At 41.9% G+C, this 14,424-nt stretch carries 17 protein-coding genes; 5 read left to right on the forward strand and 12 right to left on the reverse strand.

The window, feature by feature from the left end:
* Nucleotides 1–54 precede the first annotated feature (54 nt).
* The 7 genes from IJ23_RS03465 to IJ23_RS03495 all read right to left on the reverse strand — a co-directional run bounded on the left by IJ23_RS03465 (nt 55) and on the right by IJ23_RS03495 (nt 4,892).
* On the reverse strand, nt 55–567 hold the full coding sequence (locus IJ23_RS03465; RefSeq protein WP_050550052.1) for a hypothetical protein: 513 nt from the start codon (nt 565–567) through the stop codon (nt 55–57).
* Complete coding sequence (locus IJ23_RS03470; RefSeq protein WP_042522703.1) at nt 564–1,715, reverse strand: hypothetical protein; 1,152 nt, start codon at nt 1,713–1,715, stop codon at nt 564–566. The genes IJ23_RS03465 and IJ23_RS03470 overlap by 4 nt, the downstream gene beginning before the upstream one ends.
* Before the next feature lie 3 nt (nt 1,716–1,718).
* Nucleotides 1,719–2,042 (reverse strand): hypothetical protein, encoded by a 324-nt coding sequence (locus IJ23_RS03475; RefSeq protein ID WP_024703879.1) that lies wholly within the window; start codon nt 2,040–2,042, stop codon nt 1,719–1,721.
* Nucleotides 2,035–2,667, reverse strand: coding sequence for a hypothetical protein (locus IJ23_RS03480; RefSeq protein ID WP_033905395.1), 633 nt, complete (start codon nt 2,665–2,667; stop codon nt 2,035–2,037). The genes IJ23_RS03475 and IJ23_RS03480 overlap by 8 nt, the downstream gene beginning before the upstream one ends.
* Nucleotides 2,668–2,764: 97 nt before the next feature.
* Nucleotides 2,765–3,430 (reverse strand): Ref family recombination enhancement nuclease, encoded by a 666-nt coding sequence (locus IJ23_RS03485; RefSeq protein WP_200877244.1) that lies wholly within the window; start codon nt 3,428–3,430, stop codon nt 2,765–2,767.
* 329 nt (nt 3,431–3,759) lie between these two features.
* The gene (locus IJ23_RS23715; RefSeq protein WP_050550053.1) at nt 3,760–4,293 is read right to left on the reverse strand and encodes a PadR family transcriptional regulator; all 534 of its coding nucleotides are present in this window, start codon (nt 4,291–4,293) and stop codon (nt 3,760–3,762) included.
* Nucleotides 4,294–4,574: 281 nt separating this feature from the next.
* Nucleotides 4,575–4,892 carry a hypothetical protein gene (locus IJ23_RS03495; RefSeq protein WP_033905396.1) on the reverse strand — a complete coding sequence of 106 codons (318 nt, stop codon included), beginning with the start codon at nt 4,890–4,892 and terminating at the stop codon, nt 4,575–4,577.
* Nucleotides 4,893–5,264: 372 nt separating this feature from the next.
* On the opposite strand from IJ23_RS03495, the gene IJ23_RS03500 reads away from it, so the two are divergent.
* From IJ23_RS03500 to IJ23_RS25530, 4 genes are all read left to right on the forward strand, one after another.
* The gene (locus tag IJ23_RS03500; RefSeq protein ID WP_033905397.1) at nt 5,265–5,609 is read left to right on the forward strand and encodes a hypothetical protein; all 345 of its coding nucleotides are present in this window, start codon (nt 5,265–5,267) and stop codon (nt 5,607–5,609) included.
* A 79-nt stretch (nt 5,610–5,688) separates the two neighbouring features.
* On the forward strand, nt 5,689–7,464 hold the full coding sequence (locus IJ23_RS03505; RefSeq protein WP_033905398.1) for a P-loop NTPase fold protein: 1,776 nt from the start codon (nt 5,689–5,691) through the stop codon (nt 7,462–7,464).
* Between the two features lie 79 nt (nt 7,465–7,543).
* The gene (locus IJ23_RS03510; RefSeq protein ID WP_230623504.1) at nt 7,544–8,206 is read left to right on the forward strand and encodes a hypothetical protein; all 663 of its coding nucleotides are present in this window, start codon (nt 7,544–7,546) and stop codon (nt 8,204–8,206) included.
* A 78-nt stretch (nt 8,207–8,284) separates the two neighbouring features.
* Nucleotides 8,285–8,773 (forward strand): helix-turn-helix domain-containing transcriptional regulator, encoded by a 489-nt coding sequence (locus tag IJ23_RS25530; RefSeq protein WP_033905399.1) that lies wholly within the window; start codon nt 8,285–8,287, stop codon nt 8,771–8,773.
* Between the two features lie 618 nt (nt 8,774–9,391).
* On the opposite strand, the gene IJ23_RS25375 is transcribed toward IJ23_RS25530, so the two are convergent.
* Nucleotides 9,392–9,541: a hypothetical protein gene (locus IJ23_RS25375; protein WP_170897592.1), complete on the reverse strand. Its 150-nt coding sequence runs from the start codon at nt 9,539–9,541 to the stop codon at nt 9,392–9,394.
* A gap of 206 nt (nt 9,542–9,747) precedes the next feature.
* Nucleotides 9,748–9,957 (reverse strand): cold-shock protein, encoded by a 210-nt coding sequence (locus IJ23_RS03520; protein WP_017634094.1) that lies wholly within the window; start codon nt 9,955–9,957, stop codon nt 9,748–9,750.
* 457 nt (nt 9,958–10,414) lie between these two features.
* Here IJ23_RS03520 and IJ23_RS03525 point away from each other — a divergent pair, with 457 nt between their 5' ends.
* Complete coding sequence (locus tag IJ23_RS03525) at nt 10,415–11,797, forward strand: HlyD family type I secretion periplasmic adaptor subunit (RefSeq protein ID WP_033905400.1); 1,383 nt, start codon at nt 10,415–10,417, stop codon at nt 11,795–11,797.
* A 233-nt stretch (nt 11,798–12,030) separates the two neighbouring features.
* Here the strand turns inward: IJ23_RS03525 and IJ23_RS03530 are convergent, their stop codons facing one another.
* From IJ23_RS03530 to IJ23_RS03545, 3 genes are all read right to left on the reverse strand, one after another.
* Nucleotides 12,031–12,552 (reverse strand): hypothetical protein, encoded by a 522-nt coding sequence (locus IJ23_RS03530; RefSeq protein ID WP_017634092.1) that lies wholly within the window; start codon nt 12,550–12,552, stop codon nt 12,031–12,033.
* Between the two features lie 310 nt (nt 12,553–12,862).
* Nucleotides 12,863–13,492, reverse strand: coding sequence for a tyrosine-type recombinase/integrase (locus tag IJ23_RS03540; protein WP_033905402.1), 630 nt, complete (start codon nt 13,490–13,492; stop codon nt 12,863–12,865).
* A complete protein-coding gene (locus tag IJ23_RS03545) occupies nt 13,492–13,950 on the reverse strand; it encodes a hypothetical protein (RefSeq protein ID WP_033905403.1) in 459 nt (152 codons plus the stop codon). Before IJ23_RS03545 ends, IJ23_RS03540 begins: the two co-directional genes overlap by 1 nt.
* Nucleotides 13,951–14,424 lie beyond the last annotated feature (474 nt).

Raw genomic sequence — 14,424 nt, forward strand, 5'->3', positions numbered from 1 at the left:
TTGCAGGGAGCACCCTAGCCATTAAAGGTGGTGCTGCATTATGTGGTGAATTTTCTACTTAAGTAATTTGTTAAAATCACGCATTGGTATGCAGATATAAATCACGCCCACATTCGCTGTGCCATAGCCAACGGCTTTATGTACGTACCACCACACGGTTCGTAATCCCTCGGCGTTTTCTTCATCCCATTCCAGTACACTACCAATAGGAACATGGTGCGAAGCAATACGCAGCATTAGCGGTTCTAAGGACTCGCCAAGGTTTTCGTCGCCATCGTCCATCATGAAAAAGTTCTCTTGCTCATCTGGACAAGCTAATAAAGCCACCAGCTCTGGCTCACGATAAGTAAGCGTGTCTTGGTTGGTTTCTAGCTCTAACACTGACTCGCTTTGGTAATTATCATCCGTTGGTTCCAGTTCTGGATCCGCAGGGCGATAAAGGGACGCTTCAAAGTGATCAGGTGATAGTTTGATGGCCTTAATCCAATCATCCCTTAAAACACGGTTAAAGGGCACATGGCCTTGGTATCGAGCCTTTCTTACTACAGGTTTAACTGCGTCACTCATTTGATGATTCTCTCTAATCTGCTTGGTGTTACGTTCATCAATTTTGCGAAGTTGGTCAGAGCTTCACTCTTAGTCTTTCCTTGCAGCTTGTAGCCGTCATGGAAGTTCTGGAAGCCGACCTTAATCATATCGATATAACCTTTCTTCTCGTTGGACTCCTGACGCAGTTTGCGCGCTTGGCGCTTAATAGTTTCGCTTTCCCGTTTCTGTTTGGCGATCTGTTTTTCCATTGCGTTCTGAGCACGTAGATATTTCGCGTGTTCGCGCGTAGCTGCGGCCTTATCCACCATTGTTTTACGGTTGCGAGCGGCGGCTTTCTTCTCTTTCTCGTTGAGCAAGTACGTTTTGTTATCTGAGCCAAAACCAACACGGCGCGCTTGCTGTTTCATTTGGTTGGCCAAGATGCGTTGCCATGCCAGTGATTGCAGCATGGTTGTTGCCTTAAGGACGTGTTTACATGCCACACCGGACAATTCAGGGTTTCGGATTTTCGGGAATGCAAACTCTTTAGGCGGCGCTATACAGTAGTTACCCATAGTGGCCAAGTATCGATACCAATACTGGTGACGTCCGCAGTCGCAATCAAAGGAAATACGGCCAGCACACGCCAGTTGCACCGCTTGGTTGTAATCCCCATTAGGCGATTCGTGTAGTAGTTCATCCCACTGCTCAAGACGCACTTTTACTCGGTGTTCTTCATGTCTAGACACGCTTGAGGCTCGGACACGAATAAGCACGATATTGTTCTTAATGCCGATCAACGTGGCCTTGTGAATACCCGTACCGTCATCGACACGGTTGTTAGCGCGGTCTATGTCAATTTGACGCGAGTTCTTCACCAAAAAGGCGTAGGTGATACCCGCTGTCTTACTGTCATAGACCTCTTTGTGTCGCTGGCGAGCCTTGTCGAACTTGATCAGGTCTTCTTTGGTAAACCGTTGCCCTTTAGCCTTTTCGCCTAGCGCTTTTAATGCCTTATTAGTTGGCTTGGCCAGCGTTGAGGCGGTCAGCGTTCGCTTGGCATTGCGGCGGTTTTTCTTTTGCGCCCGTTCAATCTTGTTGAATAGCTGGTTGAACTGTCTCTCATTGAGGCCAAGGCTGGCAAATGAGCCGTTATCCCGTTTCTCCGCTTCAAACTTCTTCGGCATAAGTTACAGCCCCATTTCGTCCATGAATTGACGCATGGAACGACGCACCCAAGATGCTGGTGGCAGTTTGATGGTTTCGCCAACAGGTAGCGGATTCATTGGGTCGTCTACGTCACAGACCAGACTTACCAGCCAATCAAGCTCAACCGTGGCGTAAGCTCTGTAAGAGACAAGATCCGCACGATAAACCTCATCAAGTCGAATGGTGTACTCAAACAGATCGGTATTGCCCGAACGGTTGACGTATTCCATGACGATGGCAAAGAAATGCGCCCGTAGAATATCGTCCTCGATGTTCTCTGCTGAGAGGCGGGATAACTTACTCATGATCACCCCCCATACGATACTTACCGTCTGCGATTAGCCCCGTTTTTGCCTTGAACAATCCCATTGCGCGCGAGGCCATTCCTGGCTCTTTCTTGGGCTTACGTAACAGGCCAAACAAGCTCTTAAGCGTTACCGTGTCGCCGATACTGTCTTGTGTAGCTGCATAGACCACAAACATGAGCGCGTAGGTATCAGGGCGCAGTTCTGACCAGTCAATGTTGTACGTTGGTTTACCATCCGTTCCCCGTACTTCTTCTACGATGGACGGCGACACTTCGAAGCGGCCACCAGCGTTAGGCGGGTAGGTGATAGCACTTAGGGATGTGAGATAGTTATAGGCTTCCATTGCCGACACAATGATCGGTCTGCCTTTTGCGTCCAGTTCGGACAGGCGAACGGCGCGCCCATACTTCGAAAAGTAGGGCGTAACCTCGTCCACCAGCACAATAAAACCGCCTTTTTTGAGCTTTTCTAACTTCTCGGGCAAAGTCAGCTTAAGGCTCATCAATGAGCGCTCTAATTGTTGGCATTCGATGATATGGAGTTGACCATCATCTACACCAGCAAGCATAAGTCGTGGCTGGCCAGATGATAGAGTAAGTACAGCTATGCGCGTTCGTGCCATGTTGTGACCTCTAAGCGCGCTTTTTAAGATGGGGAGTCTTGGTCAGTTTAACACCATTAACCAAGCTTTTTAGCCCTGTTAATGGTGTTTATATTAATTAATGTTCGGAATATTTAGGGTAAATGTTTTCGAGCAATTCAAGTGGCAATCCCGCCAGATTATAGACCTTAAACAACAGCTCTATCTCTGTACCGTTGTGGATCTTCCATTGCGCTTTCCCGCCGTACTTCCCTTTTGCGTGGATAGGTATCATATCGGGATACTGAGCGCGCTTCTCCGCTTCTAGTAGCGTGTCGTGGTGATAACAACACAAGGGTAATACATACGCATGCGCCCGTTCTCCAACACGACCAAACACATGATGCAAGGAAATCACCGGATTCTCTCGGCCATGCAGCCAACACGCAATACATGGTAAGCGGCCAATGGCATCCATGATGCGCCTTTCCTCTGCCATGGGCGTTCGGCCTTTCAATCCCTTACTGGCGATCTTTTTGGTCGGTTTCTTCGCTACAGGCTTCGCTTTTTGACGCTCGATGCGCTGTTGCTGTTTGTCACGCTGCTTTTTCTGGTATTCGGGATCATTTAAGCGCTCGATTTGTCGCTGGCGCTGACGCTCTTGCTGCTGTAATTGCTTTTTGAAGCGTTTCTGCCGTTCCTCGGGATCGTTCATTTTGGCGATTTGCTTTGCTCGCGCCCGTTCCATTGATTGTTTTTGCTTCTCTCGTTGTCTTTGAAGTTTCTCTGCTATTGTCAAAGCCATTAAAAACACCTACTATTTGCTTGCTCTTGTTTCACATTTGCTGGTGGAACATGAAAAGGCTGGTAACTCGAATTTGCTGATTCGAACTGTTTGCTAAGGCCAGCCGCAAAAAAACCGCGTTTATTCGCGGTTTTTTTGTACCTATCAAAAGTTACTCTCAATCAAAACCCGATGGCATGGCTTGCCTTCATCGTTACGCATCCGTTACCCCAAGCTGACGATCTTCATGAGCTTACCCTCGTAGTCCCAAGGCTGATTTCGAGTTAAACACTCTTTGGCTCGTTTAAGCGCTGGCGAGTCAACTAAAAGATAAACGGCTTTGCGAGGTTTCACGCAGCATTCTCCGTAGCAATGTTTGAGGAAGTGATCATAGATAGTGAACGTTCGGCAAACTTAAGCTCTGCTTTTCGCACATCAATGTCGCGTTCTACATGCAGTGTGAAGTTGTCACAGAACACACCTTTCTCTTTCTGGTGCGCGTTCAACTTCTCTTTGAGTTGAGTGATTTCTTGATTGAGTTTTTCAATGTACGACTTGAAGTAAGTCTCGCTGCCGATTTCCAGCATCACTGATGCCGGACTACGAATGATAGACAGGTTACCGCATGTAGATTCGTTGCGTAAAAGGTTCAGAACACGTTCGCCGCCTTGAGTTATACTGTATTTTTTGCGGTCTGGTTTACCGTCTTGCGCTTCAATTTCGTGAGACACTAACCCCTTTTCCGTCATGCGACCGAGTTCGCGGTACACTTGCTGGTGGCTGGCTTGCCATGCGCCTGATTCAGGCATTGTTCGGTTTGTTAGGTCATAGCCTGTTTGTGTTCTCTGCTCAAGAATTGCTAGAAGTAGATTACCCAAATTCATAGTTAGTTACCTTTTGTTATTGATGCCAAATTTCACCCGTATCCTCGTCAATAAATCCATGACATAAATACTCTCTACTTGTTGAGTAATGCGTAAGTCTTCCCTTTAACGCCTTTTTGTTGCGGTTATGCTAGTGCTCGTATCCGGCAGTAAACGCATATTTGTTGTTGTAGTAGTCTGCATAATGCAGATCTGAGCCATTGCGAGCCTCATTAACTCCCGCCGACCAACTTGCTAGAAAATCATCACGCTCATTGAGTTTGACGGCTTGGCGCTCATCATCATGCCCCTAATAACGTGATAATTCCTAGCCCTTGCATGCGGTCAATGATGGTAGTCTCGAAAAATCCAATGTAGATTTCATCGTGCGGGATAAGCTCTACTTGTTGTGGCATTTCGTAGACCGTTCCATCTAGTGGTAGCGCTTCCATTAGCTCTATGATTAGGCTCAATTGGTTTTTGGAATTGCCATTGGTCAGTGCCTTGTCTAGTTGTCTAACCACATCTGCACACATGGAAAAGCGAGGCATTTCATTTCGTATCGCTTTTTCGTCTGCGTCCTCAATAAAGGCTTTCTCCTCATCTACACTCCCTAACACCTAACTCACACACACGTTCGCTACCGCGACAGCGGCGCGGTTAATGGCCATCGACACCGTTGCTCCGTGGTTAGACAGGACAATAGTGCCTTTGCTGGCATTGAACGTTTTTACGGTCACTTTCTACAAAGAATTAAGTGTGTTCGGAATGGGGTGGTGAGACTACCATATCAAAAATAATATATGCAATAACTAATTTAGCCCTTAATATCAAAAAAACATACATTGATATAAATTTACATGTTCGGAATAAAAAGGATTACCATAATCCTGGGGTAGGATTAGATTACGCTCAATCGGAGCCATTTAAGAAATGAATTTAATTCATGGATTTTTCGGTAAAACCCATTAATTAACCCTGGTATAGTGCTAATGCAGAGAGGCACATACGCCCACCAGATAAAGCGATTTTTCACTGACATCAAACTACGTGTTGGTCATATTTGTGAGATGAAAGCGACAGCAAGTAGCAGTGTTAAGTTTTGGGGTTCACTCTGTGCTTATTTTGATGAGATTACTTACAAAGCCAAAGAAAGCTACACAGATATTGATTCCCAATATCAATTTTTAACTTATCTAGCTGATACGGTTTACTTGATCGAGAAAGAGGGCATTGATTGTGATGTACTTATTCACTCTTTGATTTTGGATAGCGGCCAAACGCAAGAAACCCACGATGTTGGTGGCTCGATTCTATCTATTATGAAATTTAGTTGATAAATGTTATCAACTGCATATCTAGAATTATCTATCTGTGGTTAGATCTACGAATAGCTCTAATTTTACAAGGTTGATAATGAAAATTGAGGAACGTATTTATAAGTTGCTCCAAGAATCTAGCTTTCCAAGCATAGTTTTGTTAGATGGGCACTGGGGAGTTGGTAAAACGTATTTTGTAAAGCAGACCTTGATGCCCTATTTGACGCATAAGTACAAAGCCACACATAAGGGGCATTACCTCTCTTTATACGGTGTTTCGGATCTGGATGATTTTAAAACTCGGCTGCTTTCTCTTGTGTACAGTCGTAATGAACAAACAGGGTGGTTCGCAAAGCGCTATAGTGGTGTAGGCGATTTTGCCATGCAAACACTAGAGGGAACTAGAGGAGTAGGGAAAGCGCTTGGTAATGTTGGTTCAATTGTAAAGCAACATTACTTTAATCAGTTGAATGATCGAGTATTATTCATTGACGATCTAGAGCGCCTTTCTAACGAGAATGTAAAGTCAGAGATATTGGGCGAATGCCTAAATCTATGTGAAAATAAGAATATAAAAATCGTTGTCATTGGAAATCAGGGAAAGATAGAGAAGAAGGCAGACATCGAAAAAGTGTTTAGTGACATAGTGCACTTAAGTCGAACTCCTACCGATTTAATGTCAGTTATCGATCAAATCTATATTGAAGAAAAGACCTTATCAAATGAGGCGAAGCAAATTATTGAAGATATGCTTCGCAAGTATGAGGTAGATAATATTCGCATAATTAGGCGCGCTGTAGATCGTTTTTATGCCATAAGTAATCTATTTATTCGAAAGGATGAATTGGACTACAGACAAATCGATGAACACAATCTTATTACATCACTAGCGACATGCTTCGCTATCTTCCATCATGAATTTTCCTTGGACGAGGTCTTGCAAGCCCTACATGAAAATCCACTCATCCATAGGAAAACAAAGGGGGAAACTGAACAAGATAAAAGGATAGAGTTGCTCAGAAGTTTAATCCATCCTCTTAGGCCTCACACCACCGATAGCCACGTAAGATATATAGCAGCCTATGATAACAGGTTTAAAGATTTAGAAACCGAGATGAAGTTGCCTGTAGCAACTGATGACATTCAAGAAATATTGGATTATCAGTTTCGTAGACATGACGACTTGTGGTTGTCAGAGCGGTTGTCAAGATTTAAGCAATACATAGACAACCCAAAACCAACGGATTTTGTCAATTGGTGCAGAGCCTGTAGTGCCTATTCGTTTATGATAGAACACAGATATATAGAATATGATTTCGACGAGTTTGTTTCTAATATCAAGAAAATTTTTGATAAATTCATATTTGAGTCAGCAGCGTATGTGAATATGCTTGGTAGAGATATAGGGTACTATGTACAAAACAGTCGTTTGCTAAACGTAATATCTGAATTTTTATGCGATAAAGCTACTGGTATGCAGGCGAGTGAAATGGCAGTCTACAAAGAGCAGTTAGTGCAGTCTTGGCACAGCTGTGTCGAAGCTACTGAACAAAAGTACGGCTCCAAACCTTTCCTACAACACCTCCAGAAGAAAGATTTTGATCAGATGTTAACAAATTGGTCAAGCGGGGAGCTTTATGATTTTTCTAGTTTCATGTATCGACGTTATGACTTTAGCAATATTGAGGATTTTCTTTCGGAAGAGCTTGACGCTCTAGCCCTGCTTTGTGAGTGCATCGAGAATGAAAGAGAAAGATTACCTTACGGGGCTAAATTAGGAGTTTTAACTGAGCTCGCATCTAAAATATCCTCAATTCATGAGCGGCTTGGCGGTAATTTGGAGTTAAAGTCAGGGGTGTCCGGTTCGTCTTGACAAAGGATGGTGTGGCCAGTTCTCTTCAATTGCCATCGACCCTCATTAAGCCACCAGCACCAGATAAGGAACAGAAGCAATGATCATTAACTACGCCTTAAGTACCGCGCCTTATTCAGATGATGTTGAGTCATGTATCAACGTTATGACGGCAAGCATGTTTGCTCTTGATAAAGAGAGTGGAGCTGAAACCGAAGTTGCTACTTGTGATTTCTACATCGTGGACTTGGCCAGAGCATCAAACATTACAAACTGTCACGATTTACTGGATGTGGACGGTAGCATCTATCACTTTGTTCAAGTCCTTGATGATAATTATTTGCTAAAAGCAAGCATTGAAGAACGCAACGTAGAAATGCGTTGGGGAGTCTGTCCAGAACCAGATCGCCTTATTGTCATCCACGAACTGAAAGTGAAGAAAGAGCATCGAGGCAACAAGTATTCTAAAGCCTTAATTGAGGACTTTATTGCGCGATTCACGTCGATTTACGACATTATTGGTCTAAAGGCGTTCCCGTTAGAAGATCGCTCCGAGGAAAGCGTAGAGACGCTTAAAGGCTACTACTCAAAGATTGGTTTTAAGGACGTTGACATCGATGATTTGATGTTGTGGCCAACGTTGGAAGAACCGGATTGGGAAGAAATCCTATCGGAAACTGATCACTTGATGAGCTCACCCAAGAACGCAGAGCATTTGGAGCAATCAATAGAGCAATATCGAGAAAACGAGTTACGAAGCTAACCATAAGCCACCAGCACGGTGGCTTTTTTTACGGTTAAGGCTAAAATGCCACTAATTGCTTAAAGAGAGGATTGATGATTGAAAGAGTTTGATTTTGCACTGATGGCCAGGTTCCAAGGCGACATGAACGCAGACACGCTTTGCGAGCTATCTAATGCGCTCGTTGGGGTTGGTGCCAATGATTGCACCGTATCTGCATCTGGCAGCGATATTCGTATCGATTTCGACCGAGAAGCTGACTCATACGGCGAAGCCGTTCAAACCGCGATACAGCAAGTTAATCAGGTGAGTGGTCTTATTGTGAAAGAGAGTGATCATGTGACCTCTCAATTAAAAGAGTTAGAGCCATCCGAATACTTAACCAACCAACAGACTATCCAAGCCTATATTGATGAAGCGGCCAGCACTGGCGAGCCCGAGATCATTGCAGAAGCCTTAGCTACCGTTGCCAAGGCCAAAGGTATGGATAACACCTTACACCCGCGCGACAACCCTTCTTTATCGTCACTTATCGGGCTGGCCAACGTTCTAGGCATATCAGTTCGATTAGGTATTAACATTAAATAACTTATTCCAGTAGTTTGGTTGGGCCGAATTACTGAAATAGTTCCCCGTCAGGAATCTAGTCAATTTAGTTTCACTTCTTACAGAACTGAAACTAACCCGCCAATTACCGGCTAATGTGTAGCTCAAGCGACATCGCCTACAAGAAAAAACGGCGCGACAAGATTGATGATTTGGGTAAGGTATTCGACAGAGCGCTTAGAGAAAGTAATGGACAAGTTCAGTCTCGTCCAAGAAATGGAACAAACTGCTCAAGAATATTAGGATTAGTCGGCTAATGAGTCAGTTATCAACGTTTTACTGTGTTCTTTACCGGTGTCCATAAAACACTACGGGTAAAACTTAATCTGTTACCTGACATTTGGTTAATGTAGTGAGGTAGCAGACTACTTCACCGAGCTATTTCGCCTCTCAATGGTGTTTGGACTGAGCTATTGGAATGGTCTTGTTGATGAGCAAATGGCTCAAAAACTGGCGATGTTCGTTAACGTACCACTCTAGGGTCAATAGTTAATATTGATAAGATAAAATACGTCAAGAAAAATTAATTATGAGTTTGGCTTTCAAAAATTTTATTTCTATTTCTTAATTTAAACCAAATTTTCTTTCTACCATTATTCTTCAAAATAAAACCTCCAAAACTACACCACTTTGGCCACTTGTTATTCTTTGAAGTAGGTCAAGTTTTGATTTTTTACTATTTGATTTTTTCTTTCTACTGATTTTTTTATTATTAGATACATTTATTAAATCAATGGTTTTATTAGACATACAATGCCCCTTACTTAATGATTAGGGTGTACTGAACATGCGTTATTTTATGATATAGAATGAAGGGAGCTTACAGAGAAACTTATTAAGGATGACGCTGGGAAAACTGACTTTATACTTTTTTATCTGAAACAACTATTGATCAGAGCTACTACTTCCTTACCACTGGCTTACAAGCGATAAGGAAGCTAAGTTTTGTAAGACTATTACAACGTCGTTACATTTTCTGCTTGAAGCCCTTTAGGACCTTTACCTACGGTAAAAGAAACCTTGTCGCCTTCAATAAGTTTTTTAAATCCATCCCCAACGATATTGCGGAAGTGAACGAATAGGTCGTCGCCGTTATTTTGAGAAATGAAACCGAAGCCTTTAGCTTCATTAAACCACTTTACTGTACCAATTACTTGATTAGACATATTATGCCCCTTATATAAATTAAAATTAAGGTGCACTGAACATAAGTATTATTTTAAGGATATAGAATTAAGGGAGATACAGAGAAAAACTTGCTAGGGATGACACTGGAAAACTTACTTTATATTTTTTATCTTCAAACAACTCTTCGTCAGAGCAAAATCAACTATACACGTTTCAAAAATTAAAGATAGCTTTATTTTCTCTTTTTATACTAATAATGCACGTTACAGATCACGCAAGCGCGCCATATGAGCTGCTCTAGAATACTTTAAGTAACATTTTGACACCCAAATTGTTCCTTCTCATCCTACTATAATCATCGAGCAACCTATATGAGTTAAAAGGCCGTTTTCTGTACCCGGTCTATCGTACTGATTTTTCCATATTAGGTCGTTTCAGCCTTCAAGGTGTTAAAGTTGGTATACTAAAACTAAATTATTATAAATGAGCGCAAACATGAAACAAAAGAACTACAACAAACTTAACGATGAAGAGTTAGAGTTTGTTAATGACAAGGTCGCAGCCTTACTCTTAACAAGTCCTAGGAGTGCTCGTTTTTTGCTCTGGATAATGGTGAGTATTTCAATTGTGATGGTTGGTTGGGCATCTTTTTCTGAGATAGATAAAGTCATTGTGGGTTTAGGGAAAGTCATTCCTTCCTCACAGGTTCAAGTTATTCAAAACTTGGAAGGCGGGTTAATTAAAGAAATTTTAGTAAAAGAAGGTCAATTAGTCGAAAAAGGTCAACCATTAATTCTCATTGATGACACGCTCTTTCGTTCAGATTTTCGTGAGCATGAACAACAAGTCGCTAACTTGAGTGCATCTGTATTACAATTGACAGCCTCGATAAATAGCGTTCAAGTTAACAATGACTTTGAAATTAAAGATTGGCGACAAAATGTCACACTAAACTACGACCAGCTAATGTTCCCATCATTTTTAGAAGAAACTCAACCTGAACTAGCCCTACGTCAAAAAGCTGAGTATCTAGAAAACTTAAATAATATACGCAACCAGCTATCAGTGATTGATCAGCAAGTCATACAGAAACAACAGGATTTGATTGAAATAAAAGCGCGAGTAGAAAACTTACGTAGGAGTTATCAATATGCAAAAAAAGAACTGGATATTACCAAACCTCTAGCTGACGAAGGTATAGTTCCACGCATTGAATTACTTAAATTACAACGACAAGCCAATGATAGCAGGCGTGAAATGACATCTAGCAAGCTTAAAATTCCCGTATTAGAGTCATTAATTCAAGAGTTCATGCTTAAACGAATAGAGGTCGCGCTACAATTCCGATCTGAACAACAAGAAAAACTTAATAGCACCCAAGATCAACTATCTTCTTTGGTAAAGTCTACAGTTAACTTAGAAGATAAAGTCAATAGAACCGTGGTTTACTCACCAGTAACGGGAAAAATTAAAACGTTGAGCATAAATACAGTTGGTGGAGTTATTCAACCAGGTATGGATATCGTTGAAATTGTGCCAACCGAAGACGCTCTACTGATAGAGGCAAAAATAGCACCAAAAGATATTGCATTTTTACGTCCTGAGCTACCTGTTATTGTCAAACTTACCGCTTATGATTTTAGTAAGTACGGTGGTTTAAAAGGGGAGTTGGAACACATTAGTGCAGACACAATCCAGGATGAAGAAGGTAACGACTTTTATGTAGTACGTATACGTACTGATAAAACTAATCTCGGTGATAAAGATCTACCAATCATTCCAGGAATGACAACATCAGTTGACATAATAACTGGAAAGAGGACCATTTTAGAATACTTAATGGGGCCAATTCTAAATACAAAAAACACAACAGATTAATAACTTACACTGTTTTCACAAATCGTGATACCCGTTACCATTGAAGATGTTTAACTTCTTATGAAATTGGACTTATAAAGCCTAAGTTGCACAATTACAGTAGCCGCAAACATTTGACCGAGAATACGTACTTTCATATATGTCTCTATGGCCCCCTCATCGCATTGTCACTAACTAATGAATATTAGTATATTAGGAACTAGTGTTCGGAATTATTATAAATGGATAGAATATTACTTTAACCGTACACTACTAACTTTTTCAATGTGTAACAATACGTCCATTACATCGCTGTGAGCCTTGAGTAACTTTCTCTTAGCAATCGTCCATGCCGCCAATTTCCCATAAGCGTTCACACTTACCTTAATGGAATGCTCATGCTTCTGGTTGTTCTCATCGTACTTGGTGTACCGCGCTACGTAGTATTGCTTACCATCGATGGTAGTTAACCGTGGTTCAAGACTTTTCGGCAAGCGCGCCAGCAAGTTGAATTGCTTACGAACGCGATCCCAACAACGCCCCCATAGTTCCTTGCCGATTTGGTTGCGTATTTTGGTTGCCTTGCGTAGACCTTTCTTTTCACCAATGCGAACAAACCCGACAGAGCGACGAATATAGCCCCCTTCCGGCTTAGGCACACTAACGGCATAACAGGTCTTTTTCTTGGTGATGAATCGATAGCCTGTGTTAGATACGAAATAAGCATAAGCGTTACGACACTCTGACACTCTATAACCCTCAAATAAACAAAACATGTAATTCCTTTCGGTTGGATTTGGCTGGCCATTGTTGCCCTTTCTTGGCCAAATGGATAACGTTACAGTGTAACTATGTTTTCTTATATTCCTAATTAATGCGACAGATTGATAGTCTTTAGGTCGTCATAACTGCAACCAAGCACCAGCTTGGTTGCCTTTTTGCTGAACCCTTTTTTCATTAATTCTCTTACCTTTGGTTTAAGGTCATTCGGAATTGAGGTTCGGGAAAGTTCCTGTTGTCGAAGCTTAAATTCGTTTACTCGTAAGTTCGCGTTCATTAGAGCCTTACACATAATTTCCCCTCCCTCTATTCTGCCTTTGGTTTTAATGAAATGCCTGTTGTGTACTCTTTCGCTTCGTCGTGGAACGTTCTTAAGTAGTGGTCAGTCACGGCAACACTAGAGTGACCAAGCGCGTCCTTAATCACTTTCAAAGAGGCTTTCTTTTCAAGCAGGAGCATGGCGTACATTTTTCGCATCGAGTGTGTTGATAGCTGATATGGCAATCTCAACTCCATTGCTATGCGCTTATACGCTCGGTTGATATACTGGATGCTGATCGCATTGCCCTTTTTGGCCAAGTGGTGATTAGATTGAAACATCAACTCATTATGCCCATTGTGTAAGTAGATACGTTTAATCAGTTCTTCCAGTTCGGCATTAACGTGAATGGTGATTCGAGCGGCCTCTTTAGCGGCTTTTTCGCTCTTACCTCGGGTCATACGGCCTTTAAAACCTTTTGATTGAACAATGCTAAATGACGACCGGATCACGCCATTTATCATCACATCGCTGAATTTTAGCTTCGAAATGTCGCAATAACGTAAACCTGTACGAACCTCCATTTCAATCATCATAGAGATAAGCGGGTTAATGTCATCCATTAAACGGATTATTTTTTCCAACTCGTCTAAGTCACGCGCAGGGAAAGCAGCCATTAGATCAACTCCACGTGATTAGCATTAACCGTTTTAAACTCGCCACCAACGAACACTTGAATTTGTAGGGTTCGGGATAACAAGCCAAATCCCAAGAATAAGCCTAGTTCGCCATCGACACGCACGAAGTCGTGGTGAACAGGTAAGCGGCCAAAGTGGTTGATCATCTTGGTTTGTGCTTGGATGCTTTGAGCTTCTTTAATTGTGTTTATGGCAAAGCGAAGTTGAGAGCGAATCTTTAGCGCATTATTACCTTTTCGAGCCTTGCTGATCGTACCTTGCACACAAGGGAAGCCGTAGAAATTGCGAATGACGGCGGCGGCTTGTTCTTGGCCTCCACATTCATTAATTAGCTCATCCAAAGAGATAAGAATAAGGTCGTGGTGGCGCTCTTGGATGGCACTGCGTTTGCTCGACCACTCATCCGAAAGCGACACCAATTCATTTTTTTTAAACATTTTTGCTGATCCTTTTTTAGTAAAATTCCAGTGTTTGCTCGGAATATAATATATTCTAAAGGAATATCCTTTTCAACTCTGTTCGGAATACTTCAATTGAAAGTACAAAGAGTTCCAAAAGTGACCGATTAATCAACCTTTGACAAATAACGCAACAGTGCTCAAAACGCCACCAGCAAGAAGCCACTTTTTATCAATATTCCTATGGAATATTTAGGTTTTTTCACACAAAATGCCAGGATTAGAAAGCAATCTTAGATATTTGATAAGTTATTGTTTTTATTGGATTTTATGTCTTTTTGTGTCGATGAACAGCGACAAAACATTGGATAAGTTAGTTTCAGTTCTGTATAGAACTGAAACTAAAAGAGGTTTTTTTGAAACTCGCCACGACAATTACCCTTCTGTGGCAATATAATTACGGTGTTACGGCGTCACGTGACACGAACAAATATACATATCCTCAATTATTAT

The organism is Vibrio sp. OY15, from assembly GCF_000742455.1.
In the GTDB taxonomy this organism is placed as follows: Bacteria; Pseudomonadota; Gammaproteobacteria; order Enterobacterales; family Vibrionaceae; genus Vibrio; species Vibrio alginolyticus.

Bases quoted from the DNA above. Each gene is read 5' to 3' on its own strand.
- IJ23_RS03475 (WP_024703879.1), bottom strand. From the start codon at position 2,042: ATGAGTAAGTTATCCCGCCTCTCAGCAGAGAACATCGAGGACGATATT.
- IJ23_RS03485 (WP_200877244.1), bottom strand. From the start codon at position 3,430: ATGGCTTTGACAATAGCAGAGAAACTTCAAAGACAACGAGAGAAGCAA.
- IJ23_RS03545 (WP_033905403.1), bottom strand. From the start codon at position 13,950: ATGTTTAAAAAAAATGAATTGGTGTCGCTTTCGGATGAGTGGTCGAGC.
- IJ23_RS03540 (WP_033905402.1), bottom strand. From the start codon at position 13,492: ATGGCTGCTTTCCCTGCGCGTGACTTAGACGAGTTGGAAAAAATAATC.
- IJ23_RS03510 (WP_230623504.1), top strand. From the start codon at position 7,544: ATGATCATTAACTACGCCTTAAGTACCGCGCCTTATTCAGATGATGTT.
- IJ23_RS25375 (WP_170897592.1), bottom strand. From the start codon at position 9,541: ATGTCTAATAAAACCATTGATTTAATAAATGTATCTAATAATAAAAAA.
- IJ23_RS03505 (WP_033905398.1), top strand. From the start codon at position 5,689: ATGAAAATTGAGGAACGTATTTATAAGTTGCTCCAAGAATCTAGCTTT.
- IJ23_RS03480 (WP_033905395.1), bottom strand. From the start codon at position 2,667: ATGGCACGAACGCGCATAGCTGTACTTACTCTATCATCTGGCCAGCCA.
- IJ23_RS23715 (WP_050550053.1), bottom strand. From the start codon at position 4,293: ATGAATTTGGGTAATCTACTTCTAGCAATTCTTGAGCAGAGAACACAA.
- IJ23_RS03530 (WP_017634092.1), bottom strand. From the start codon at position 12,552: ATGTTTTGTTTATTTGAGGGTTATAGAGTGTCAGAGTGTCGTAACGCT.
- IJ23_RS03465 (WP_050550052.1), bottom strand. From the start codon at position 567: ATGAGTGACGCAGTTAAACCTGTAGTAAGAAAGGCTCGATACCAAGGC.
- IJ23_RS03520 (WP_017634094.1), bottom strand. From the start codon at position 9,957: ATGTCTAATCAAGTAATTGGTACAGTAAAGTGGTTTAATGAAGCTAAA.
- IJ23_RS03470 (WP_042522703.1), bottom strand. From the start codon at position 1,715: ATGCCGAAGAAGTTTGAAGCGGAGAAACGGGATAACGGCTCATTTGCC.
- IJ23_RS03500 (WP_033905397.1), top strand. From the start codon at position 5,265: ATGCAGAGAGGCACATACGCCCACCAGATAAAGCGATTTTTCACTGAC.
- IJ23_RS03525 (WP_033905400.1), top strand. From the start codon at position 10,415: ATGAAACAAAAGAACTACAACAAACTTAACGATGAAGAGTTAGAGTTT.